This is a genomic window from Micromonospora qiuiae (genome assembly GCF_016863555.1).
GTDB classification, from domain to species: domain Bacteria; phylum Actinomycetota; class Actinomycetes; order Mycobacteriales; family Micromonosporaceae; genus Micromonospora; species Micromonospora qiuiae.
The window spans coordinates 1-23,883 of the sequence record NZ_BOPC01000103.1 but is presented as its reverse complement, the minus strand read 5'-3'; the positions used below and the strand labels follow the sequence as shown (position 1 = coordinate 23,883).

Below are 23,883 nucleotides of genomic sequence, written 5' to 3'. Positions count from 1 at the left end.
CTTTCGGTCGCCGATAGGTCCTTTACAGGGCTTTCGCCCCGGCAGAAAGTGCAAGATCGCCGATCTCCTTGAGGGGGACGGCCTCGCAGGCGTGAAAGCGGGGCAGGATCGGCGCATAGTGGGTCTGCTTACCGGTCAGATCGCCGGTCTCCTCCGGGGCGCCTCGCGGGCAGCGGCTCACCCCGCGCCCATCCCCTGGCCAGATCGCTCCCGGCAGGCAATCTTGGACGCTTTCTGCCCCCAGAGGGGCCTTCCGAGTCCAAGATCCACCGAGATAGGGTGATCTTTGGGGTATATCGGGCGCGGTGGCTCGGTCTAACGGGCAGATCGGCGGCCGGGGCAGGGCGGGGTAGGGTGCGGCGACAGCCGGGGCGTGTTGGTGCGGTGGGCGGAGAGCGGTGCGGTTAGTCCTTCACGAGGCGAGGGCAAGGTGCGCCACCACGGTGTTCGCCACCCGCATCTCGCTCCGCTGCGCGGAGCGAGCCTAATCGGGAGGGAGAAGGGGTCTACTCCCGAGTTTAGGAGGACTCGCGGGCTGCGGGGCCGCTGCCGAAGAGAACATCATCCCAACTGGGCAGCCGCTTGCGCGGCTTGCCGGAGGCGTCGGACGTCTCGGACGCAGTCGCGCCCTGTCGGCGCGGTCGGAGCACGGCGAGCGAGGGTACGGCCGGAACCTCCTTCGGCGCGTCGGAGTCGTCGTCGAACGCCGAGCCCTGACCACCGCCGAGCAGCGCGGCTGCCCCGCCGCTGACGGCCCGCTGCCGGGGCGAGTCCGACCCGGCCAGCGCGGCCGGCGACCGGGGCTCGAGACTGCGGCCCGAGGTCGAGCCGAGCGGCCGGTCGAGCGAGGCGAGCAGGGCGTCCCGGCCGGCCCGGATCGGGTCACGGCCCGACCGGCTCGGGTCGGCGGGCGCGGGCAACCCGTGCCCGCCCCGGCTCGGCTCGCCGCGCGACGGAGTGGGCAGGGCGTGACCGCTCCGCTCCGGCGCCGGGTCCTGACCCAGAATCGGGGTCGGGCGCTCGGCGCAGAGGTACTGTGCCATGTCGTCGTGCGGGGTCACCGACTGGCGGGTCTTGTCCAGATCCCAGGCCGCCTGCGCGGTGGCCTTCCCGGACGGCCAGGTGGCGACGATCCGCCAGGTGCCGTCGTCGCGGCGCCACGCGTCCCAGGAAATCTTCTCGGTGTCGATCCCGTGCTGCGCGAGCCGGCCGTTGACCACCTCGGCGAGCGGCGTCGGCTTCTCGGCGCCCTTCAGCCGGGTGCGGCGGGCGTGCTGAGCGAGCATCGCCCGCTCCTGGAGCACCGGCCCGGCATAGCGGAGCACCCGGTCGACCGGAACGCCCGCGATGCGGGCGACGTCCTCGGCGGACTCACCGGCGCGGATCCGAGCCTGGATGTCCCGTGGCGACAGCGACGGCACCGGATCGGCGGTGGAAGCCACCGCGAGCGCGGGTGCGCCCGGCTCGGCGTGCAGTGCTCCGGCGACACGCTCGTCTATGGGCAGGGCGAGCAGTCGCCCGACCTCGTCGGCGAGCACCAGGGCCTGGCCGTCCTCGGAGAGGGCGACGAAGCGTACTGGGCGCATCGCGTTGCCTCCGTCCCGCTTCGCTGGCCGTACGCCACGAGCCGGCCACCCGGGCGTTGCGTACCACCGTACGCCCATTCGCTGCCAGGTGGGAGACGCCACGCCCGGCGGATGGGCAGATCCGGGCTGCTCCGCCGCTGTCCGACGGCTCAGCCGTGCCCGGCCGCCCTGAGTTGGGCGGCCGGGCCCATGGCCGTACGTCGTGGACCGGTTACAGCCGCTCGACGACGTAGTCGATGGACGCCGTCAGCGCCTCCACGTCGGCGGGCTCGACGGCTGGGAAGAGCGCGATCCGCAGCTGGTTGCGGCCCAGCTTGCGGTACGGCTCGGTGTCCACGATGCCGTTGGCGCGCAGCGCCTTGGCGATCGCGGTGGCGTCCACCCCGTCGGCGAAGTCGATGGTGGCGACCACGTTGGAGCGCAGCACCGGGTCGGTGACGAACGGCGTGGCGACGGAGGAGCGCTCGGCCCAGCCGTACACGATTGCGGCGCTCTCGGCCGTGCGCTTGGCCGCCCAGGCCAACCCGCCCTGGGAGTTCATCCAGTCCGTCTGCTCGGCGGCGAGGAAGATGGTGGCCAGCGCCGGGGTGTTGTACGTCTGCTCCAGCCGCGAGTTGTCGATCGCGGTGACCAGGTCGAGGAAGGCCGGGATGTACCGACCCGACGCCTTGATCTCGGCGGCCCGCTCCAGCGCGGCCGGCGACATCAGGGCCAGCCAGAGTCCACCGTCGGAGCCGAAGCACTTCTGCGGGGCGAAGTAGTAGACGTCGGTCTCGCTGACGTTGACCTCCAGCCCGCCGGCGCCGGAGGTGGCGTCGACCAGCAGCAGCGAGCCCGGGTCGGCGCCGGCCACCCGGCTGATCGGCACCGCCACGCCGGTCGAGGTCTCGTTGTGCGGAGTGGCGTAGACGTCCACGCCCGCCTCGGCGACCAGGGTCGGCGCGCTGCCCGCGTCCGACTTGCGGATCGTGGGCTCGCCGAGGAAGGGCGCGTCCTTGACGGCCCTGGCGAACTTGGCACCGAACTCGCCGAAGCTGGCGAACTGGGCCCGGTCGCGGACCAGGCCGAACGTGGCGACCTCCCAGAACGCGGTGGTGCCACCGTTGCCGATGATCACCTCGTAGCCCTCGGGGAGGGAGAAGAACTCGGCGATGCCGGAGCGCAGCCGAGCCACCTGGTCGCGGACGGTCTTCTGCCGGTGCGAGGTGCCCAGGTAGCTGGTCGCCACCTCGGCGAGCGCGGAGACCGCGGCCGGACGGACCTTGGACGGCCCGCAGCCGAATCGGCCGTCGGCGGGCTTGATCTCGTCGGGAATCCGGATGGTCGGTGCGTCAGCCACGATCTTGAAGATCCTTCCGAATGGGCGGGGGCGGGCCCGGTCACGCCGGTGCGGATCGGCGACGCCATGCGTGGCCCGCACGGCTCGGTCGAAATTCGGGCCCCGGTCCGGCAACACTGCCGATTCTCATCCTCGCACCAGCGGTGGCCTGACCGGCCCCTTGTCCCACGCCGAACCATGAGGTATCCACCACAGCCGCACCTTCCCCACCCCGCCCCGGCCCCGATCTGACCGGACGTCGGCGCCCAGCAGGGCAGGCTGAGTGTTAAGAAGGGCACCTTCCTATGCATGAGGCGTTAATAAGGTGCCCTTCCTTACACCTCAGGCGCTGTGGGGGAGGGTGTCCCAGCCGTCGACCTCGTGCGGCTTGCGGGGGCCCGGGCCGACGTAGCGGGCGGAGGGGCGGACGAGGCGCTTGAGCTTCTTCTGCTCCAGGATGTGCGCACTCCAACCGCCCATCCGGGCGCAGGTGAACATGGAGGTGAACATGTGTGCCGGCACCTCGGCGAAGTCGAGCACCACGGCGGACCAGAACTCGACGTTGGTGGCGAGCACCCGGTCCGGCCGGCGGGCCTGCAACTCGGTCAGGGCGGCCTTCTCCAGCGCCTCGGCGACCTCGAACCGCGGCGCGCCCAGTTCCTTGGCGGTGCGGCGGAGTACCCGGGCGCGCGGGTCCTCGGCCCGGTACACCCGGTGGCCGAAGCCCATCAGCCGCTCGCCCCGGTCGAGCACGCCCTTGACGTAGCTCTCGGCGTCGCCGCTGCGCTCGACCGCCTCCAGCATGCTCAGCACCCGCGACGGCGCACCGCCGTGCAGCGGGCCGGAGAGTGCGCCGATGCCGGAGGAGATGCAGGCGGCGGAGTCGGCGCCGGTGGAGGCGACGATCCGGGCGGTGAAGGTGGAGGCGTTCAGGCCGTGCTCGGCCGCCGAGATGAAGTACGCGTCCACGGCCTTGACGTGCCGCGGGTCGGGCTCGCCGCGCCACCGCTTCATGAAGCGCTCGACCACTGTCGAGGCCTTGTCGATCTCCTTCTGCGGCACCGCCGGCAGCCCGAGACCGCGGGCGGACTGGGCGACGAAGGAGAGCGCGGTGACCGACACCCGGGCCAGGTCCTCGCGGGCCTGCTCGTCGGAGATGTCCAGCATCTGCTGCAATCCCCAGTACGGGGCGAGCATCGCCACGGCGGACTGTACGTCGACCCGGATGTCGCCGGAGTGCACGGGCACCGGGAACGGCTCGGCCGGCGGTAGGCCGGGGCCGAACCGGCCGTCGACCAGCAGCGCCCAGACGTTGCCGAAGGAGACTTGACCGATCAGGTCCTCGATGTCGACCCCGCGATAGCGCAGCGCGCCACCCTCGCGGTCGGGCTCGGCGATCTTGGTTTCGAACGCTACGACGCCCTCAAGTCCGGGTTTGAAATCGGCCATCTCACTACTCCTGGTGTGTCGTCGGTGCGCCCGCCCGGGCTCGGTGTCCCGGCCCCGGCCGGGTGAGCGCCTTAGGCGACCCTCAGGGATGTGTTCGTGACATCTTGCCCGCTGGTGATCGGGTACGCGAGACGCCGTCGATGTGCTGCACACGACATCCCCGGACCCGTGGGTCGTCGCCCGTTCGGCAAGACTGGACCGTACATGCTGGTCGGGCCGGCGTCGGCCTGGTGCGCAGGGGAGGGTACGTGACGGGGGACACACCGCTGCCAGCGGGAATGCGCCACGAGTACGCCGCCGGGGCCGGGCTGATCGAGGCCGACCTGGCGGATGACTGGCACACCCAGTTCGACCGCTGGTTCGCCGAGGCGGTGGCTGCCGGGCTGCCCGAGCCGAACGCCATGGTGGCGGGCACCGCCGACGCCGCCGGGCGGCCGAGCGCGCGGACCGTGCTGCTCAAGGGGTACGACCCGGAGGGCTTCGTCTTCTTCACCAACTACCGGTCCCGCAAAGGAGCCGACGCCCTCGCCAACCCGCACGCCAGCCTGGTCTTCCCCTGGTTCCCGATGCAGCGGCAGGTGATCGTCGCCGGCTCGGTGGAGCCGGTCGGGCGGGCGGAGACCGAGGCGTACTTCGCCAGCCGGCCGCGCGGCTCCCAGTTGGGCGCGTGGGCCAGCGCCCAGTCGTCGGTGCTGCCGGACCGGGCCGCGCTGGACGACGCCTACCGCGCGGCGGCGGAGCGCTTCGCCGACGTGGACCCCATCCCCGCCCCCGCGCACTGGGGCGGGCTGCGGGTGCGGCCCGAGTCGGTCGAGTTCTGGCAGGGCAGGGCCAGCCGGCTGCACGACCGGCTGCGTTTCCGCCGTACCGACGGCGGCTGGGCCGTGGAGCGGCTGGCTCCGTGACCGCGACCGACACCACCCGGCCGCGCGAGCAGCGCCGCTGGGCGATCGACCTGCGTCCGCTGCGGGTGCCGGCGTACCGGCGGCTGTGGCTCGGCAACGGCATCGCGATGTTCGGCTTCCAGTTCACCGCGGTCGCCGTACCGGTGGAGATGTACGCGCTGACCAAGGACTCGCTCTGGGTGGGGTTGCTCGGCGTCGCCGCCTTCGTACCGCTGCTGGTTTTCGGATTGTGGGGCGGTGCGGTGGCCGACGCCGCAGACCGGCGCCGGGTGCTGCTGGGCGGTTCGGTGCTGCTCTGGGTCTCCGTGCTGGGGCTGCTGGCGCAGGCCCTGCTGGGCGTCGGCAGCCCGGTGCTGCTGCTGGCCCTGGTGGCGCTGAGCTCGGTGTCGTTCGCGATCGCCAGTCCGGCCCGCGCCGCGCTGGTCGGCCGGCTGGTCCCGGCCGAGTTGGTGCCCGCCGCCACCACGCTGAACTTCACCACGGCGATGGCCACCTCGGTGCTCGGTCCGCTGGCCGCCGGTTTGATCCTCGCCGCCTTCGAGCTCCGGGTCGCGCTGCCGGTCGCGTACGGGCTGGACGCCATGCTGCTCGTGGCCCTGGTCTGGGCGGCGCTGCGGCTGCCCGCCATGCCGCCCGAGCCGGACCCGGACGGCGAGCCCCGGCAGGCCGGGCTGCGCAGCATCGTCGACGGCGTGCGCTACCTGGCAGGCGCTCCGGTGCTGTTGCTCTCCTTCGCTATCGACCTGATCGCGATGGTGTTCGCCTTTCCTCGGGCGCTCTTTCCCGAGGTGGCGACCGAACGGTTCGGCGGCGGCGCGGCGGTGGGCTGGCTGTACAGCTCGATCGCGATCGGCTCGCTGCTCGCCGGGCTGCTGTCCGGCTGGATCGGCCGGGTCAGCCGGCAGGGGCTGGTGCTGGTGCTGGCCGTCGTCGGCTGGGGCGTCGCGGTGGCGCTGGCCGGGCTGGCCCGGCACCTCTGGCTGGTCGTCGCGCTGCTGGTGCTGGCCGGGGCGGCAGACCTGGTCAGTTCAGTGGTGCGGCAGTCGATGCTGATCGTCTACGCGCCGGACCGGATGCGTGGGCGGCTCCAGGGAGTCAACACGGTCGTGGTGGCTGGCGGGCCGCGCCTGGGCGACCTGCGGGCCGGCGTGACGGGGGCCGGCCTCGGCAGCGGGGTGGCCTGGGTCGGTGGCGGTCTGGCGGCCGCGGCGCTCGCGGTGCTGCTCGCCGTGGCGTTCCCGGCGCTGGCCCGCTACCGCACGCAGACCGGGTCCAGCGGGGATGACGTTTCCGGCGATCGCCGACCGCGGCGAGCGGACAGCCGCACCTGACGGCTAGGGTCTGGCGACATGGAAACCCGCGAGCCGCGTCCCCTGTCCGGGGCACAGTGGACCATTTCCGCCGCCGGCCACGAGGCGGTGATCGTCGAGGTGGGTGGCGGACTGCGCACCTACCGGCAGGACGGTGTCGAGCACCTCGACGGGTACGCCACCGACGAGATGTGCCCCGGTTCGGCCGGTCAGGTGCTGGCGCCCTGGCCGAACCGGATCCGCGACGGCGTCTACACCTTCGGCGGGCGTTCGCTACAGCTCAACATCACCGAGCCGGAGCGGTACACCGCCCTGCACGGCCTGGTGAACTGGGCGTCGTGGCAGCTGATCGAGCAGCGGCCGGACGAGGTCACGATCGGCTACGACCTGCTGCCGCAGCCGGGTTACCCGTGGCCGTTGCGGCTGCGTACCCGGTGGAGCGTGGCGGCGGACGGGCTGCGGGGCGAGCACGAGGTGACGAACGTCGGTGTCGAGCCGGCGCCGTTCGGCTTCTCCGTACACCCGTACCTGCGCCTGCCCGGGGTGGCGGTGGAGGACATTGCGCTGCGGGTACCCGCACAGACCCGGATGGTGGTGGACAGCCGGCTGTTGCCGGTCGGCGTGACCCGGGTCGCCGGCACCGAGTACGACTACACTGAGCCGCGCCGCATCGGCGACGCGGTGCTCGATCACGCCTTCGGGCAGGTGGTGCGGGACGCCGACGAGGGCTCGGCGGTGACCCTCACCGGCCCGGACGGCACGGGCGGGCTGCGGATCTGGGCCGATGCGCAGTTCGGCTGGTGGCAGATCTACACCGGTGACACGCAGCCCGGTGAGCGGTACCGCCGGTCGGTCGCGGTGGAGCCGATGACCTGCCCGCCGGACGCGTTCCGCTCCGGTCGGGATCTGATCGTCCTGGCGCCGGGGGAGACCTGGCGCGGCGTCTGGGGCATCCGGCCCGGCGGTTGAGCCGTCGAGTGCCGGCTCAACCAGGCGGTGGGTCCGGGTCTGCCGGGGGCGGGTGAGGAGCACAGCGTGGAGTTCGCGGAGGTCGTACGGCGACGCCGAATGGTGCGCAACTACGACCCGGACCGTCCGGTCCCGCCGGAGGTGGTCCAGCGATTGCTGGAGCACGCGGTGCGGGCCCCGTCGGCGGGTTTCGCGCAGGGCTGGGGGTTCCTGGTGCTGGAGGAGCCGGCCGACCGGGAACGCTTCTGGGCGGCCAGCACCCCGGAGGGGGGCGGGAGGGAGCGCTGGCTGGCCGGGATGCGCCGCGCCCCACTGATCGTGGTGCCGCACGCGAACCGCTCGGCCTACCTGGAGCGCTACGCGGAACCGGACAAGGGCTGGGCGGACCGGTCGACGGAACGCTGGCCGGTGCCGTACTGGTACGTCGACACCGGCTTCGCCGCGCTGCTGATGATGTTGACCGCGGTCGACGAAGGGCTCGGCGCCTGTTTCTTCGGCATCCCGCCGCAGCGGCTGGAGTCCTACCGCGCGGCTTTCGGCGTGCCGGAGGCGTACGATCCGATCGGCGCGATCACGGTAGGTTACCGTGCGCCCGACCACCGGTCACCATCACTGCGCCGGGGGCGCCGTCCGGTGGAAGAGGTTGTCCGGCGAGGGCGGTGGAGCTGACCCGAAGTGGTGGGTTTCGTCCGGTTGCTACCGGACGACCGGTAGCGAAACTGGCATCAGGGAGCAGAACGTGGGGTGCGGGGTGCGGCTACGCTGGCAAGGTCATCGGTGCTGCGGATCGCGGCGCCATGCCGCGAGCCGGCCCGGTGTCGCGGCTCGTCCCGGCCAGGGGGAGGGGAGCGTGCCGTCGTGATCTTCAGAGCGGTCCGGGACGGGCGTCCCTACCCGGAACACAATCTGACCCTCAAGCAGTGGGCGGAGATTCCACCCCGCCCGCTGCGACTGGACCAGCTCATCACCACCAAGCGTGAGCTGGCGCTGGACAAGCTCCTCGCCGAGGACTCCACCTTCTACGGCGACCTCTTTCCGCACGTGGTGCAGTGGAACGGTGGCCTCTACCTGGAGGACGGCCTGCACCGCGCGCTGCGCGCCGCACTGCAGCAGCGAAACCAGATCCACGCACGGGTGTTCGTGCTCGCCGGGCCGGTCGAGTGAGCTCGAGCCCGATCGACCTGCTCGACCTGGACTCGTTGCTGACCGATGAGGAGCGGCAAATCCGCGCCGTCGTGCGGCAGGTGGTGGACGACCGGGTCCGCCCGCACGTCGCCGGCTGGTACGAGGCGGGTCAGGTGCCGGCCCGGGAGTTGGCCCGCGAGTTCGGCAAGCTGGGGCTGCTCGGCATGCACCTGTCCGGGTACGGCTGCGCGGGCTCGTCGGCGGTCGCGTACGGGCTGGCCTGCCTGGAACTGGAGGCCGGCGATTCCGGCGTCCGGTCCCTGGTCTCGGTGCAGGGGTCGCTGGCCATGTACGCGATCTGGCGCTACGGCAGCGAGGAGCAGAAGCAGCGCTGGTTGCCGGCGATGGCGACCGGCGAGGCGATCGGCTGCTTCGGGCTGACCGAGCCGGAACACGGCTCCGACCCGGCGTCGATGGCCACCCGGGCGCGCCGCGACGGCGACGACTGGGTGCTGACCGGCAGCAAGATGTGGATCACCAATGCGTCGATTGCCGACGTGGCGGTGATCTGGGCCCGCACCGACGACGGCGTGCGCGGCTTCGCCGTACCGATGGACACTCCCGGCGTGACGGCGCGCGAGATCGGCCGCAAGATGTCACTGCGCGCCTCGGTGACCGGCGAGATCTCGCTCGACGACGTCCGGCTGCCGGCCGCCGCGCGACTGCCCGACGCGATCGGGCTGAAGGCGCCGCTGAGCTGCCTGACCGAGGCCCGGCACGGCATCGTCTGGGGCGCGCTCGGCGCGGCCCGCGACTGCCTGGAGACCACCCTGGCGTACGCGAGGACCCGCACCCAGTTCGGTCGGCCGCTGGCCGGCTTCCAGCTCACCCAGGCCAAGCTCGCCGACCTGACGGTCGAGTGGAACAAGGGCTACCTGCTGGCGTTGCGGCTCGGCCGGCTGGCCGACGCCGGGCAGTTGCGCCCCGAGCAGGTCAGCGTGGGCAAGCTCAACAACGTACGCGAGGCGCTGGCCATCGCCCGCCAGTGCCGCACCATCCTCGGGGCGAACGGGGTTTCCGGCGACTATCCGGTGATGCGGCACGCCAACAACCTGGAGAGCGTGCTGACCTACGAGGGCACGTCGGAGATCCACCAACTGGTGATCGGGCAGAAGCTCACCGGCGTGGCCGCTTTCACCTGAGGGTTCACCTGCGAAAACGCGAAGCCGTGCCACTCGGCGAGCGGCTGTCGTACCGGGGGCTTACCGTCATCAACAGACAACGCGTCTGACGAGGACGGTGAGGGCGATGGCACGCGACGGCGGCATCAACGAGCCCACCAGCGCATATCCCGAGGTCGAGTTGCACCCGGATCAGTCGGACGGCTCGCCCTCGTCGTCGGGCGGCGGTGCGGTGCGCGCCCTGCTCTGGGTGCTCGGCGCGGCGGCGTTGGCGGTGGTGCTGCTGCTCGGCGTGCAGACCGCCGGGATCCTGCCTCAGTTCCGCAACCCGTTCACCAAGGAGCAGACCGATCGCAGCCAGCCCGCGCTGCTGGAGTCGATGCGGGATCTCAGCCGCTACGTGGCCGCCGAAGGCAACTTCCAGGTCGTCGTCGACCTGCAGAACGACCGGCGCCACGTGCCGGACTGGCTGCTCAACCAGCGGACGCTCTTCGTCGGCGCGGGCAGCGTCGAGGCGTACGTCGACTTCGGCGCGCTCGCCGAGGGGGCGGTCGTGCCGTCGGCGGACGGCAAATCCGTCGAGATCAAACTGCCTGCGCCGCAGCTCGCCGAGACCAATCTCGACCTGGACAAGAGCTACGTCTTCGCGGAGGAGCGCGGCCTGCTCAACCGGGTCGGCGACCTGATCGGTGGCGACCCGAACCGGCAGCAGCAGGTCTACCGGTTGGCCGAGGATCGGATCACCGCCGCTGCCCGGGAGAGTGGCCTGGCCACGCGGGCCGAGGAGAACACCCGCAAGATGCTCGAAGGGCTGCTCGGCTCGCTCGGCTACGAGCGGGTGACCGTCACGTACGTCGCGCCCTGACCCGCCCCCGCCGCCCTCGCCCTCCCCGCCCTCGCCATCCCCGCTTGCCCCGCCCGCACCGCCCGATCGGCTCGGCAACTTCGGGGAGAGTGCTGTCTGCCGGTGCCCGGAGGCAGCAACTTTCCCGAAGTTGCCGGTGACGGCTGTGGGTGGTCAGTAGCCGGCGACGGGGTAGCGGTCCTCGTTGGGCATGATGATCCAGAGCGCCAGATAGATGATCACCTGGGTGCCGGGCAGCAGCAGCGACAGCAGGAACAGCAGCCGGACGATCCCGGCCGAAATTCCGAATCGCTGGGCCAGGCCGGCGCAGACCCCGGCGAACATGCGCCCCTGCCGGGGCCGGACGAGTTTGCGGCTCATGGCACTTCCCCTCTGCGGCGGTGCGCCGCTTGTCGTAGTCAACGTTAGAAACGGATGGCCACTCCGCCCTCGGTCCAGAGGAGGAACGCCATTCCCCTGACCCGTAGGTGCTTACCCGTGCGGCCAGCCCGCGACGCCTGGGCGGCACCGCACGTGGCATGATCAATGCGGGCCTTTCGGCTCGCCGGATGTCGTGCACTGTTAACCTGTCGTCCGTTGCGCAGGCAGGAGACGGCGGTGACCTCTGGCGTGGGGGCGTTGTGGTCGCACCGCAACTCGTTGCGCATCCTGGTCCGGCGCGATCTCGCGGTGAAGTACCAGCAGTCGGCGCTGGGCTACCTCTGGTCGCTGATCGAACCGCTGGGCATGGGAGCCATCTACTGGTTCGTCTTCGGCGTGCTCTACTCCCGCGACACCAACCGTCACCTGGGCGACGCCGCCGGGTCGTACCCCCTCTTCCTGATCACCGGGATCTTCGCCTGGATGTGGACCAACTCGGCGCTGAACGAGGCGACCAACGCTCTGACCGGCCAGTCCCGGCTGATCACCACCATGAACCTGCCCCGACAGGTGTTCCCGATCGGCCGGGTCGCCGGCCGCTTCGCCGAGTACGCCGCCGGCGTACCGATCCTGGCCGCCATCGCGATCTTCTACGCCGCCCACGGCCGGATCGAGCCGGGCTGGTCGCTGCTGGCCCTGCCGCTCGCGGTGCTGGTGCAGGCCACCCTGCTGATCGGAGTCGCGCTGCTGCTGTCGGCGTGCAACGTGCTGATGCGGGACGTGGAGCGGTTCATGCGTCTGGTGATCCGGGTGCTTTTCTACGCCACGCCGATCATCTATCCGTTGAGCCTGGTCCGCAGTTCGGGGCTGCCCGACTGGCTCAAGGTGGGCTACGAACTCAACCCGCTGGTCGGCATCTTCCAACTGCACCACGCGGTGTGGTACCCGGACGAGTTTCCGGCCGCCCGGATGCTCGTCACCACCATCGGCATCAGCGTGCTGGTGCTCGTCGCCGGCTGGTGGGCGTTCCGCCGGCTCGAACCCGCCGTGCTCAAGGAACTCTGATGGCCGACGCGATCATCGAGGCGGACGGGCTCGGCATCCGGTTCGTCCGCAACCGTCGCCGGCAACTGCGGCTTCGGGAACTGGTCATCCATCGGGGCCGGCGGGGCGGCGCCGAGGGGCAGTTCTGGCCGCTGCGGAACGTCAGCTTCTCGATCGCGGCGGGCGAGACCGTCGGGGTCATCGGCCGCAACGGCACCGGCAAGAGCACCCTGCTGCGGCTGATCGCCGGGGTGCTGATCCCCGACGAGGGGCGGATCCGGGTCTCCGGCGACGTCGCCCCACTGCTGGAACTTTCCGCCGGCTTCTCCAGCGATCTGACCGGGCGAGAGAACCTCTACCTGGTGGGCGGCCTGCACGGGCTGTCGTCGGCGTACCTGAAGCGGCACTTCGACGAGATCGTGTCGTTCGCCGGCGAGCAGGTCGAGCAGGCGATCGACACCTCGGTACGGCACTACTCGTCCGGCATGAAGGTCCGGCTCGGCTTTGCGATCATCTCCCACCTGCCGCACCCGATCCTGTTGATGGACGAGGTGACGGCGGTTGGGGACGCGGAGTTCCGCGCGAAGTGCTACACGACCATCGACCGTCTGCTCGGGGAGGGGCGCACTCTGGTGCTGGTCTCACACAACGAAAACGATCTGACCCGGTTCTGCCGCCGAGGGCTCTACCTCGACGCGGGCCGGCTGAGCGTCGACGGCACGATCGCCGAGGCGCTGGCCGCGTACGACGACGCGGTCAACCGGTGACCCTCGCGATCGTGCTCGCCGCCGGGGCGCCGGCCGCGAGCCTACCGACAGGCGGCGGTGAATCGCTGACCGACCGGCTGGCCGCCCAGTGGCGCCGGGCGGGGGTGTCCGAGGTGCGGGTCGCCGCCGACCTCGACGAGCTGGCCGACCTGGCGGGCCAGGCTGACGGGCCGGTGCTGGTCAGCGCCGCCGACCTGGTCGCGCACACCGCCGTACTGCGGCATCTGCTGACCAGCCCGGTGGGTGCGACCGTGGCCCTGGTGCTCACCGAAGCGCCCACCGGCGGGCGGACGGCGGTACGCGAGGAGCGCGGCCAGGTGGTCGACGCCGGTCCGCCGGAGCGGCTGGAGGGCGATGCCACCGGCATCTTCGGTGGCGCCGTGCGGGTCCGCCGCGACGACGTGCCGGCGCTGGTCGCCGCTGCCCGTACCGCGGCGGCCGAGGAGTTGTCGGCCGGCTCCGGCTCGGCCGGGCAGTCGTCGACCGGGCCCGCCGTGGACCGGGTCTTCGCCGGACTCACCGGGCAGGGGACGCTGGTCTTCGCTCATCGGGTACGCCTGCTGGTCGCGCGACGGGTCGACGACGCGGCCGGGCTGGCCGGGGCGGAGGCGGCGATCGCCGCTGTGCCCGAGGACCGAGCCGAACTGCGGCTGTCGGTGAAGGAGAAGGACGACTTCTTCACCACCTACTTCGTCAGCACCTGGTCGCCGTACGTCACCAAGGCGGCGGCCCGGATCGGGCTGAGCCCGACCGCCGTCACCATGCTGTCGGTGGTGTTCGCGGTGGCTGCGGCGGCGTTCTTCGCCACCGGCGGCCGGCCGGCGCTGGTGGCCGGCGCGATCCTGCTCTACCTCGGGTTCGTGCTGGACTGCGTGGACGGTCAACTGGCCCGGTACACCCGCAACTTCAGCGCCTGGGGCGGCTGGCTGGACACGATGGCCGACCGCGCCAAGGAGTACCTGGTCTACGCCGGCCTGGGCTGGGGCGCCACGGCGGCCGGGTTCCGGTACGGCTGGGCGCTGGCAATCGCCGCGATGACGTTGCAGACCGTGCGGCACATGACCGACGCCTGGTACGGCGTACTGCACGACGAGGCGGCCCGCCGGCCGAAGGACGTCGGCACCGGCGGCGGGGGCATCGGCGACCGGCTGAACGCCGCGTCCACCCGGGTGCAGGCCGAGACGGGTTCGCTGTCGTACTGGCTCAAACGGACGGTGGTCTTCCCGATCGGGGAACGGTGGGCGCTGATCGCGCTGGCCGTGGCGCTGTTCGACCAGCGGGTCGCCCTGCTCGCCGTGCTGACCTGGGGAGTGCTGGCGTTCGCGTACACCGGTGCGTTGCGTACGCTGCGGGCGCGCTGGATGGGGATGTCGGTGCTGGACACGGTCGACGCGACCCTGCACCGCGACGACGGCCCGCTGGCCGCCCGACTGCCGGTGCGGCGCCGTCCGGGGCCGCTGGACTGGCTGGTGCCGGCCGCGCTGCGGGCAGTGGAGTATCTGTTCGCCATCGCGGTCGGAGTGATCGGCGGAGCGCCGGCCTGGCTGATCTTCGGGTACGTCTTCGTGCTCACGTTGCACCACTACGACCTGGTGGCCCGGCTGGAGAAGCGGCAGGCCGCCCCGCCGCTGCACGCCGCCACCCTCGGGTGGGAGGGGCGCTCGCTGTTGCTGGCACTGGCGGCGATCGCCGGAATTGTGAGTATCGCCCTGGTTACACTCGGTATCTACCTCCTGGTGCTCTTCGTGGTGAGCGTCGTGCTGGCCTGGTTCGTCCGGCCGACCCGGGCCGCGCGGGTGCCGGCAGGTGCGGGAGGTCGCGCGACGATCTGACGGGGGCAGGGACGACGATGACGCTGATCAGCTTCGTCGTCCCGGCCTTCCGCGTGCAGGGCTACCTGCGGGAATGCCTCGACTCGATCCTCGGCCAGCCGGTCGCCGACATCGAGGTGATCGGCGTCGACGACTGCTCGCCCGACGCCAGTGGCGACATCCTCGACGAGTACGCGGCCCGCGACGACCGGGTACGGGTGGTCCGGCTGGACCGCAACGTCGGGCTCGGCCCGGCCCGCAATGCCGGCCTGGACCAGGCCGTCGGCGAGTACGTCTGGTTCGTCGACGGCGACGACTGGCTCGCCCCGGACTGCCTCACCGAGGTCGCCGCGCGACTGCGCGACACCCGACCCGACGTGCTGCTGGTCGACCACGTCCGGGCGCACTGGGACGACACGGTCACCCGCAGCGCGATGGAGCAGGTCTTCCCGGAGCCGCCGGGCGCGGTCACGTTCCGGCTCGTCGATCAGCCGGAGACGCTGGAACTGCTGCACACCGCGTGGAACAAGCTGGTCCGGCGGCGGTTCCTGATCGACATCGGGCTGCGCTTCGCCCCCGGCTGGTACGAGGACGTGTCGTTCAGCTATCCACTGCTGCTGGCCGCCGACCGGATCGGCGTGCTCGACGTGGTCTGCGTGCGCTATCGGCAGCGCCGGGCGGGGGCGATCACCAGGACCCGGGGAGAGCGGCACTTCGACGTGTTCGAGCAGTGGCACCGGGTGTTCCGGGAGGTGGACCGGCTCGGCGCCGGGCAACTGCGGTCGGCGGTCTTCGAGCGGATGATGTGGCACTACCTCGCCGTGCTCGGCAACGGCGACCGGATCGCCCCCGAACTGCGGCCGGCTTTCTTCTCCCGGGTGACGATCGAGCACGCCCGGTTCCGGCCACCGGGCGGGCACCGGATACCCGACGGCGTCGAAGGGCTCAAGCACCGGCTGGTGGCGGCCGGCCGGTGGCGCACGTTCAGCGCCCTGCGCGCCACCAATCGGATGGGGAGGATCGTCCGCCGCGTCTTCCCGCCGGCCGGGATCGCCGCACGGGCGGCGCGGGACCTCACGCTGCGCGGATACCACCGGGCGGAACTGCACCGCCCGCTCGACGAGAACCTCGCCCTCTACGCGGCCTACTGGTACCGCGGCTACGCCTGCAACCCGGCGGCGATCTACGCGACGGCCCGGCAGTTGGCGCCGCAGATCCGGGGCGTGTGGATCGTCCGTCGCGACCGGGTGCACACCCTGCCCGAGGGGATCGAGTACGTGGTGGCCGGGACGGCCGCGTACCACCGGATGCTGGCTCGGGCACGGTGGCTGGTCAACAACGTCAACTTTCCGGACTCGGCGGTCAAGCGGCCGGGCTCGGTGCACGTGCAGACCCACCACGGCACGCCGGTCAAGGTGATGGGGCTGGACCAGCAGCGGTACCCGCTGGGCGCGACTGGGATGGACTTCGCCGGGCTGCTGCGCCGGGTGGACCGGTGGGACTTCAGCATCACCTCGAACAGCTTCTCCACCCAGATGTGGGAACGTGCCTATCCGGCCGCGTACACCACTTTGGAGGTGGGGTATCCACGCAACGACCGACTGGTCACCGCCACCGCCGAGGAGGTGCTGCGGCTGCGCGCCGCGCTCGGCGCCGGCCTCGGCGAGCAGGTGGTGCTGTACGCCCCGACGCACCGCGAGCACCTGCCCCGGTACCGGCCGCCCTTCGACCCGCAGCGGTTGCTCGACGCGCTCGGCCCGTCCGGGCTGCTGCTGATCCGCTGCCACTACTTCCAGGAGGTGGACCGGCGGGCGCGGCACCCGGCCAACCGGGAACGGATCGTCGACGTCAGCGGCCACCCCCGGGTCGAGGATCTCTACCTCGCGGCCGACGTGCTGGTCACCGATTACTCCTCGGCGATGTTCGACTACGCCGTCCTGGACCGGCCGATCGTGGTGTACGCCCCGGACTGGGACGCGTATCGGCTGACCAGGGGTGTCTACTTCGACATCACCGCCGAGGCGCCCGGCCCGGTGGCGCGCACCTTCGCCGGGCTGCTCGACGTGTTCCGCCGGGGGGAGGCGTACTCGCCCGCCGCCGACCAGGCACGGGCCCGGTTCCGGGAGCGGTTCTGCGCGCTGGAGGACGGACACGCCGCCGAACGGGTGGTTCGCCGGGTCTTCCTCGGCGAGCCACCCGCCTGAGATGCGGTTACGTCAATCGAGGGAGCGTAATAGGTCTGCCACGACCTGAACATGACACGTTTACCCGATGTGCGACCGCGATGATCCTGGTCACAGTCAAGCGGGGTTCCGCCGACGATGTGGGGGAGGAGACGGTGACCACCGTCGCGCTCAAAGATGTCACCAAGGTCTTCCGAGACGGCACCGTCGCGGTGGACAGCATCAACCTCGACATCAACGATGGCGAGTTCATGGTCCTGCTCGGGCCGTCCGGCTGCGGCAAATCGACCGTGCTGCGGATGGTCGCCGGGCTGGAGGAGCCGACCACCGGCGCGGTGATGCTCGACGGGGAACTCGCCAACGAGCTGCCACCCCGGGACCGGAAAATCGCCATGGTCTTCCAGGACTTCGCGCTCTATCCGCACATGAGCGTGGGGGACAACATCGCCTTCCCGCTCAAGCTGGCCGGCGTGGAACCGGCCCCACGCGGCGAGCGGGTCACCGACGTGGCCAGCGCACTCGGCATCGGCGACGTGCTGGAGCGGCGGCCCAGCCAGCTCTCCGGCGGGCAGCGGCAGCGGGTCGCGATGGGCCGGGCTATCGTCCGCCGACCGGGGCTGTTCCTGATGGACGAGCCACTCTCCAACCTGGACAGCGGCCTGCGGGCCGAGCTGCGGGCCGAGATTTCCGGCCTGACCCGGGAACTCGGCGTCACCACCATGTACGTCACCCACGACCAGGCCGAGGCGCTGACCATGGCCGACCGGGTCGCCATCATGCGCAAGGGCGTCCTGCAGGACGTGGGCACCCCCACCCAGGTGTACAACCGCCCGGCGACCCTCTACGTGGCCGCCTTCCTCGGCAGCCCGCGGATGAACCTGCTGGAGGCGTCGGTCTACGTCCACCTCGACCGGTACGTCACCCTCACCCTCGGCGAACAGGCTCTCTACCTGCCCTGGGACGACATCCGCAGCCGTGCCGTGGCGCACTACCACGGCGAGCGGATCGTGGTCGGGATGCGGGCGGAGGCGCTCACCCCGGTCGCCCCGGACTCCCCGGGCGACGTGCTCCACGGCCGGATCCGCTACCTCGAACACCACGGCCACGAGTCGCTGGCCTTCCTCGACATCGGCGCCACCGCGATCATGGTCGACGAGATCGGTGCCGCGCCGGACGGCGACACCCCGACCGGACAGCGCGGCCTGCGCCGCTTCAGCCAGGTGATGCAGCGCTTCACCGCCCGCACCAGCAGCGAGCTGGCGTCGATGCCCGCCGACAACAACCGCACCAGCGTCCTGCCCGACACCGGCCGCCACCACCGTCGCCCCGCCGAACTGGCCGTCCGCCTCGCGCCCTACCCCGCCGTCACCGCCGGCCACCCGCTGGCCATCAAGGTACGCATGGACGCCCTGCACTTCTTCGACGACCGCGGCGACCGCATCGACATCGGCTGGCGCTGAGGTGTAAGGAAGGGCCCCCTATTAACGCCTGCGGTAGAGGAAGGGCCCCTTTTTAACGCCTGCCAGGAGAGAAGCGTCCTGTTGCCGTGGGTCCGGTCGGTAACGCATGGCTGAGATTGCAGGCGCAACTGCTCAATCCGGGCCGAACGTGTTGCCCCCGCTGGCGATGGTCGTGTTCGGTTGATGGCTGCCCAGCCGTTCGCAGATCAATGCCGTGCAGCCACTGCTGCTGCCGGCACGGCTGGTTCCGGCAGGGCCGGTCCCGGCAGGGCCTATTTCCTGGTGGCGGCTTGCGGCCAGGGACGTGATGCCCTGTTGTCCCTGTCGAGCTGAACCGTTTATGCCATCACACGATGTTTCTGGCGATGGTGGGCTGCGAATCGGCGCACCGTTTGTCACTGACCAGGCGAGGGCCGCGATCCGTTCACGCTCTCAGCTCGACAGGGTCAACCTTCGTGCGGCTAACGCCGTGCGGCAAAGCCGCAATCCGCCGTGCGGCAATCCGCAACTGGCGCGGGTGGTCGCGGTGCGCGACAGCAAGGACCGGCAGGGCCCGGTCCTCACCTTCGCCCCGAACACCCGGCGCTCCTTCCTGGCCTACGCGAAGCAGCGCTGAGGAACCCCCGATCGGTGGCAGCCCAGCTGTGCTCCGGATCGGCGTGTCGAGCAGCTGCACTGCCACCGATCGGGTTCCCGGTCGCCTTGCCAGGTAAGTTACCGGCTAGTAACGTGAGTGGGTATGACCATCGACTCGCGGCAGGTGGCGGCCGGCATGCTCGCGGCGGTGCCCTTCGCCCGTACGCTCGGATTTGAGTTTGTCGAGGTGGCCCCCGAGGCGGAGGGCGGGGTCCGGGCGGTGGTCCGGCTGCCCGACTCGCCGGCCACCCACAACCACGTCGGCGGCCCGCACGCCGGGGCCATGTTCACCCTCGGCGAGACCGCCTCCGGCGCGGTGGTGCTCGCCGCCTTCGGCCACCTGCTCGACCGGGCCACGCCGCTGGCGGTGCGCGCGGAGATCGCGTACCGCAAGCTCGCTCTGGGGCCGGTGCGGGCGACGGCCCGGCTGGGGCGCGCGCCGGCCGAGGTGGCTGCGGAGCTGGCGGCCGGCGAGCGACCGGAATTTCCGGTACGCGTCGAGATCGCCACCGAGGAGGGCAAGCCGACCTCCGAGATGACCGTCATCTGGACCCTGCGCCCGAACTGACGCGGATCGGCTCGACGCCGAAGCATGTTTGCCGGTGCGACGCGGTGGATAGATTGAGGGGATGCTCGGCCTGCCCGCTCACGTGACCGCGTGTCTCTTCGACCTGGACGGTGTGCTGACGCAGACCGCCCGGGTGCACAACGCCGCTTGGACCGAGACCTTCGACGATTTTCTGCGCCGGCACGCCACCACCGCCGGTGAGCCGTACCAGCCGTTCGACCCCGGCCCGGACTACCACCGCTATGTCGACGGGCGCCCCCGGCTCGACGGCGTACGCACCTTTCTCGCCTCGCGCGGCATCACCCTGCCCGAGGGCACGCCGGACGATCCGCCGGGCACGCAGACCGTACACGGCATCGGCAACCAGAAGAACGCCCTGCTGCTGGAGCGGATCCGCAGCATCGGGGTGGACGTCTACCCCGGCTCGGTGACATACCTGAAGGCGGTGGCCGAGGCCGGCCTGCGCCGAGCCGTCGTCACGGCCAGCGCCAACGGCCGGGAGGTGATCGCCGTCGCCGGGTTGGAATCGCTGCTGGAGGCCCGGGTCGACGGGCTGACCGCCCGCGCCGAAGGACTGCGTGGCAAGCCGCATCCGGACACCTTCCTCGCCGGAGCGAAAATGCTGGGGGTCGAGCCGAAGCAGGCGGCTGTCTTCGAGGACGCACTCGCCGGGGTGGAGGCCGGCCGGGCCGGCGGCTTCGGGTACGTGATCGGGGTGGACCGTGCCGGCCAGGCCGGCGAGCTACGCGCGCACGGCGCGGACGTGGTGATCACCGACCTGGCCGAGTTGCTCGCCCCGGGACGGCCCGAATGATCCGGGAACGGGCGTACCCGGTCGAGCCGTGGCACGTGCGCGAAACCCGGCTCGACATGGACGTGCTCGCCCAGTCCGAGTCGGTCTTCGCGCTCTCCAACGGGCACGTCGGGCTACGCGGCAACCTGGACGAGGGTGAGCCGCACGGCCTGCCGGGCACCTACCTCAACTCCTTCTACGAGCTGCGTCCGCTGCCGTACGCGGAGGCCGGTTTCGGCTTCCCCGAATCCGGCCAGACCATCGTCAACGTGACCAACGGCAAGCTGATCCGGCTGCTGGTGGACGACGAGCCGCTGGACGTGCGCTACGGCGAGGTGCTCGCCCACGAGCGGGTTCTCGATATGCGTTCCGGCACCCTGCACCGGTCGCTGCACTGGCGCTCACCGGCCGGCCGCGAGGCCCGCGTGAACAGCACCCGGCTGGTCTCCTTCCGGCAGCGCTCGGTCGCCGCGATCCGGTACGAGGTGGCGGTGGCCGACGACAAGCCGCTACGGCTGATCATCCAGTCCGAGCTGGTGGCCAACGAGACGCTGCCGCCGCAGAGCCGCGACCCACGGGTCGCCGCCGTGCTGGAGTCGCCGCTGGAGGCCGAGGAAGAGCTGACCACCCCCGACGGCGGGCTGCTGATCCACCGGACCAAGGTCTCCGGTCTGCGGGTCGCCGCCGCGATGGAGCACGAAATCGAATCACCGGCGCGCACCACCACCGAGTCCGAGGGGTACGAGGACTGGGTGCGTACCACGGTCGCGTGCGTGCTGGAACCGGGCCAGACGCTCTGCGTGGTGAAATACCTGACGTACGGCTGGTCGAGCCGGCGCTCCCTGCCCGCCCTGCGTGACCAGGTCGGCGCTGCGCTGGCCGCCGCCCGGCTGGACGGCTGGGACGGGCTGGCGCGCGAACAGCGGGAATACCTCGACGAGTTCTGGGACGCCGCGGACGTGGAGGTCGACGGCGACCCGGAGGTGCAGCAGGCGGTCCGGTTCGGGCTGTTCCACGTGCTCCAGGCCGGCGCCCGCGCCGAGCGGCGGCCGATCTCCGCCAAGGGTCTCACCGGCCCCGGATACGACGGGCACGCCTTCTGGGACACCGAGATGTTCGTGCTGCCGGTGCTGACGTACACCCATCCGGCGGCCGTACGCGACGCGCTCTACTGGCGGTATGCGACGCTGTCGAAGGCCCACGAGCGGGCCCGGACGCTGAACCTGGCCGGTGCCGCCTTCCCGTGGCGCACCATCGAGGGACCGGAATCGTCGGGCTACTGGCCGGCGGGCACCGCCGGGTTCCACATCGCGGCCGGCATCGCCGACGCGGTGCGGCGGTACGTGCTGGTCACCGGAGACCGTCAGCTGGAACGCGAGATCGGGCTGACCCTGCTGGTCGAGACCGCACGGCTGTGGCGCTCACTCGGGCACCACGACCGCGCCGGGCAGTTCCACATCGACGGGGTCACCGGCCCGGACGAGTACACCGCCGTCAAGAACGACAACGTCTACACCAACCTGATGGCGCAGCGGAATCTGCTGGCCGCCGCCGACGCCGCGACACGATACCGCGACGAGGCGTACCACCTCGGCGTGACCGACGAGGAGGCGGCCGCCTGGCGGGACGCCGCGACGGCCATGCACATCCCGTACGACGACGAACTCGACGTGCACCAACAGGTGGATGGCTTCACCCGGCTACAGGAGTGGGACTTCGCGGGCACGCCTCCGGACAAGTACCCGCTGTTGCTGCACTATCCGTACTTCGACCTGTACCGCAAGCAGGTGATCAAGCAGGCCGATCTGGTGCTGGCCATGCACTGGCGCGGCGACGCGTTCACCGCCGAGGAGAAGTTGCGTAACTTCCTCTACTACGAGCGGCGTACGGTGCGCGACTCGTCGCTGTCGGCGTGCACCCAGGCGGTGCTGGCGGCGGAGGTCGGCTATCCGGAGCTGGCGCACAGCTACCTGCGCGAGGCGGCGCTGATGGACCTGCACGACCTGAACGAGAACACCCGCGACGGGGTGCACATGGCCGCCCTCGCCGGGGCGTGGATCGCACTGGTCGCCGGGTTCGGCGGGCTACGGGATCACGATGGCGTGCCGTCCTTCGAGCCACACCTGTCGAGCCGGCTGAACCGCCTGGCCTTCGCGCTGCAGTGGTGCGGCATGCGGCTCCGGGTCGACATCCGGTCGCACGAGACGACGTACGCGCTGCACCACGCCGACCCGGACGCGGAGCTGGAGCTACGCCATTACGGCAAGCCGGTCCGGGTCACCTGCGTGGAGCCGGTGACCGTACCGAACCCGCCACCCCGTGCGAATCTTCCCCCGGTCGAGCAGGCCCCCGGCCGGGAGCCCCTGCTCCGCCTGCCGGAGAACCCGACCTGACCCGTCTGTTTCGACGCCGACCCGGCGGTTCGTTGCCCGGCGGGCCAACCCTCCACGATGGTCACGCCGGCCCGGCGGTCAGATGGGCTCGCCCTGCGATGGTCGGCCGGTGGCGTCGTGGGGCGTCCTGGCTCTCGTATCGCCGGCCGAACGTGCCTGAGCCGCCTCGTCTGCCCAGTCGCGGCCGTGCTGGATGTCCTGATCCCGACGCTCGCGCTCGGCAGCCTCGGAAGGACGGGGCTCACGGTCATGATGGGGCATGACGGTCCTCGCGATCTGGTCGGCGGCGCCGCTGGCGCCGGTCCGTCTGCGGTCGAGGTGTCGGCTACCCGCCAGCCCCGCCCGCAAACGCTGCGCCCGCGCGCCGTACGTGGGATCGCGATGGCGTGCGGCTGGTCTGTCCGGGTATCCGGCAGGCGTGCCGACGCGGCGGGGAGGGCGATGATGGACGTACGAGGCTGCACGGTGACGATCCCGGCAGGGGAGGTCGACCTGCCGGCCGACCTGTTGGTGCCGCCGGAACCGGCCGGCGTGGTGCTGTTCGCACACGGCAGCGGCAGTTCCCGGCACAGCCCCCGCAACGTGGCGGTGGCGCACGCGCTCAACGCCGGCGGGCTCGGTACCGTCCTGGTCGACCTGCTCACCGCCCCCGAGGACGAGGTGGACGCGGTCACCGCCGAGCTGCGCTTCGACATCGGTCTGCTCGCCGGACGACTGGCCGCGATCGTGGACTGGCTGGCCAACGAGCGCCCCGGCGGGACTGCCTCGATCGGGCTCTTCGGCGCCAGCACGGGTGCTGCCGCCGCCCTCGTCGCGGCGGCGCAACGACCGGATCTGGTACGCGCCGTGGTGTCCCGGGGCGGGCGCCCCGACCTGGCCGGTGCTGCCCTCGGCCAGGTACGCGCGCCCACCCTGCTGTTGGTCGGCGGCCTCGACGAGCAGGTCATCGCCCTCAACCAGGAGGCGCTGAGCCAGCTGAGGGCCCCGGCCGACTTGCGGGTGATCTCCGGCGCGACCCACCTCTTCGAGGAGCCCGGCACCCTGGAACAGGTCGCCGAGGCGGCGAGGAGTTGGTTCCAGGACCACCTCCCCGTCCCCGTCAACGCCTCCCGTCCGCGCTGACCCTGCCCTGCCCTCCCCTGCCTTCCCACACTTTTCGC

Annotated in this window: 22 protein-coding genes; 17 read left to right on the top strand and 5 right to left on the bottom strand. The window is 71.4% G+C overall.

Going from position 1 to position 23,883, the window contains the following annotated elements:
• Nucleotides 1-518 precede the first annotated feature (518 nt).
• The 3 genes from sepH to Vqi01_RS27135 all read right to left on the bottom strand — a co-directional run bounded on the left by sepH (nt 519) and on the right by Vqi01_RS27135 (nt 4,353).
• Nucleotides 519-1,586, bottom strand: coding sequence for a septation protein SepH (gene sepH / locus Vqi01_RS27145; protein WP_204037972.1), 1,068 nt, complete (start codon nt 1,584-1,586; stop codon nt 519-521).
• Nucleotides 1,587-1,797: 211 nt separating this feature from the next.
• Entirely contained in the window at nt 1,798-2,925 is a 1,128-nt protein-coding gene (serC, locus tag Vqi01_RS27140) for a phosphoserine transaminase (protein WP_204037970.1), read from the bottom strand.
• 321 nt (nt 2,926-3,246) lie between these two features.
• The gene (locus tag Vqi01_RS27135) at nt 3,247-4,353 is read right to left on the bottom strand and encodes a citrate synthase 2 (RefSeq protein ID WP_204037968.1); all 1,107 of its coding nucleotides are present in this window, start codon (nt 4,351-4,353) and stop codon (nt 3,247-3,249) included.
• 278 nt (nt 4,354-4,631) lie between these two features.
• On the opposite strand from Vqi01_RS27135, the gene pdxH reads away from it, so the two are divergent.
• The 7 genes from pdxH to Vqi01_RS27100 all read left to right on the top strand — a co-directional run bounded on the left by pdxH (nt 4,632) and on the right by Vqi01_RS27100 (nt 10,708).
• A complete protein-coding gene (gene pdxH / locus Vqi01_RS27130) occupies nt 4,632-5,258 on the top strand; it encodes a pyridoxamine 5'-phosphate oxidase (protein WP_204037978.1) in 627 nt (208 codons plus the stop codon).
• Nucleotides 5,255-6,589, top strand: coding sequence for an MFS transporter (locus tag Vqi01_RS27125; RefSeq protein ID WP_204037967.1), 1,335 nt, complete (start codon nt 5,255-5,257; stop codon nt 6,587-6,589). Before pdxH ends, Vqi01_RS27125 begins: the two co-directional genes overlap by 4 nt.
• Nucleotides 6,590-6,607: 18 nt before the next feature.
• A complete protein-coding gene (locus Vqi01_RS27120; RefSeq protein ID WP_204037965.1) occupies nt 6,608-7,537 on the top strand; it encodes an aldose 1-epimerase family protein in 930 nt (309 codons plus the stop codon).
• Between the two features lie 66 nt (nt 7,538-7,603).
• Nucleotides 7,604-8,206 carry a nitroreductase family protein gene (locus Vqi01_RS27115; protein ID WP_204037963.1) on the top strand — a complete coding sequence of 201 codons (603 nt, stop codon included), beginning with the start codon at nt 7,604-7,606 and terminating at the stop codon, nt 8,204-8,206.
• Nucleotides 8,207-8,395: 189 nt separating this feature from the next.
• Nucleotides 8,396-8,701, top strand: coding sequence for a type II toxin-antitoxin system VapB family antitoxin (locus tag Vqi01_RS27110; RefSeq protein WP_204037961.1), 306 nt, complete (start codon nt 8,396-8,398; stop codon nt 8,699-8,701).
• On the top strand, nt 8,698-9,864 hold the full coding sequence (locus tag Vqi01_RS27105) for an acyl-CoA dehydrogenase family protein (protein WP_204037959.1): 1,167 nt from the start codon (nt 8,698-8,700) through the stop codon (nt 9,862-9,864). The genes Vqi01_RS27110 and Vqi01_RS27105 overlap by 4 nt, the downstream gene beginning before the upstream one ends.
• A gap of 106 nt (nt 9,865-9,970) precedes the next feature.
• Nucleotides 9,971-10,708 (top strand): DUF4230 domain-containing protein, encoded by a 738-nt coding sequence (locus Vqi01_RS27100; RefSeq protein WP_204037957.1) that lies wholly within the window; start codon nt 9,971-9,973, stop codon nt 10,706-10,708.
• A 153-nt stretch (nt 10,709-10,861) separates the two neighbouring features.
• Here the strand turns inward: Vqi01_RS27100 and Vqi01_RS27095 are convergent, their stop codons facing one another.
• The gene (locus Vqi01_RS27095) at nt 10,862-11,068 is read right to left on the bottom strand and encodes a PspC domain-containing protein (protein ID WP_204037955.1); all 207 of its coding nucleotides are present in this window, start codon (nt 11,066-11,068) and stop codon (nt 10,862-10,864) included.
• Nucleotides 11,069-11,305: 237 nt separating this feature from the next.
• On the opposite strand from Vqi01_RS27095, the gene Vqi01_RS27090 reads away from it, so the two are divergent.
• The 9 genes from Vqi01_RS27090 (at nt 11,306) to Vqi01_RS27050 (ending at nt 22,723) form a co-directional block, all read left to right on the top strand.
• A complete protein-coding gene (locus tag Vqi01_RS27090; protein ID WP_204037953.1) occupies nt 11,306-12,133 on the top strand; it encodes an ABC transporter permease in 828 nt (275 codons plus the stop codon).
• Nucleotides 12,134-12,213: 80 nt separating this feature from the next.
• Nucleotides 12,214-12,879 (top strand): ABC transporter ATP-binding protein, encoded by a 666-nt coding sequence (locus Vqi01_RS27085; protein WP_443673876.1) that lies wholly within the window; start codon nt 12,214-12,216, stop codon nt 12,877-12,879.
• Entirely contained in the window at nt 12,876-14,711 is a 1,836-nt protein-coding gene (locus tag Vqi01_RS27080) for a DUF5941 domain-containing protein (protein WP_204037950.1), read from the top strand. The genes Vqi01_RS27085 and Vqi01_RS27080 overlap by 4 nt, the downstream gene beginning before the upstream one ends.
• 17 nt (nt 14,712-14,728) lie before the next feature.
• Nucleotides 14,729-16,894, top strand: coding sequence for a bifunctional glycosyltransferase/CDP-glycerol:glycerophosphate glycerophosphotransferase (locus Vqi01_RS27075; RefSeq protein WP_204037948.1), 2,166 nt, complete (start codon nt 14,729-14,731; stop codon nt 16,892-16,894).
• An 80-nt stretch (nt 16,895-16,974) separates the two neighbouring features.
• Nucleotides 16,975-18,333 carry an ABC transporter ATP-binding protein gene (locus Vqi01_RS27070; protein ID WP_372444447.1) on the top strand — a complete coding sequence of 453 codons (1,359 nt, stop codon included), beginning with the start codon at nt 16,975-16,977 and terminating at the stop codon, nt 18,331-18,333.
• A 469-nt stretch (nt 18,334-18,802) separates the two neighbouring features.
• A complete protein-coding gene (locus Vqi01_RS31105; RefSeq protein WP_239098701.1) occupies nt 18,803-18,949 on the top strand; it encodes a DUF397 domain-containing protein in 147 nt (48 codons plus the stop codon).
• Nucleotides 18,950-19,072: 123 nt separating this feature from the next.
• On the top strand, nt 19,073-19,537 hold the full coding sequence (locus Vqi01_RS27060; RefSeq protein ID WP_204037944.1) for a DUF4442 domain-containing protein: 465 nt from the start codon (nt 19,073-19,075) through the stop codon (nt 19,535-19,537).
• 61 nt (nt 19,538-19,598) lie between these two features.
• Nucleotides 19,599-20,351, top strand: a complete 753-nt coding sequence (locus Vqi01_RS27055) for an HAD family hydrolase (protein WP_204037942.1) — start codon at nt 19,599-19,601, stop codon at nt 20,349-20,351.
• The gene (locus Vqi01_RS27050) at nt 20,348-22,723 is read left to right on the top strand and encodes a glycoside hydrolase family 65 protein (RefSeq protein WP_204037940.1); all 2,376 of its coding nucleotides are present in this window, start codon (nt 20,348-20,350) and stop codon (nt 22,721-22,723) included. The genes Vqi01_RS27055 and Vqi01_RS27050 overlap by 4 nt, the downstream gene beginning before the upstream one ends.
• Nucleotides 22,724-22,801: 78 nt before the next feature.
• Here Vqi01_RS27050 and Vqi01_RS31100 read toward each other — a convergent pair whose 3' ends face one another.
• Nucleotides 22,802-22,984 (bottom strand): hypothetical protein, encoded by a 183-nt coding sequence (locus Vqi01_RS31100; RefSeq protein ID WP_239098700.1) that lies wholly within the window; start codon nt 22,982-22,984, stop codon nt 22,802-22,804.
• A gap of 183 nt (nt 22,985-23,167) precedes the next feature.
• On the opposite strand from Vqi01_RS31100, the gene Vqi01_RS27045 reads away from it, so the two are divergent.
• Complete coding sequence (locus Vqi01_RS27045; protein WP_204037974.1) at nt 23,168-23,845, top strand: dienelactone hydrolase family protein; 678 nt, start codon at nt 23,168-23,170, stop codon at nt 23,843-23,845.
• The last annotated feature ends 38 nt before the right edge of the window (nt 23,846-23,883 follow it).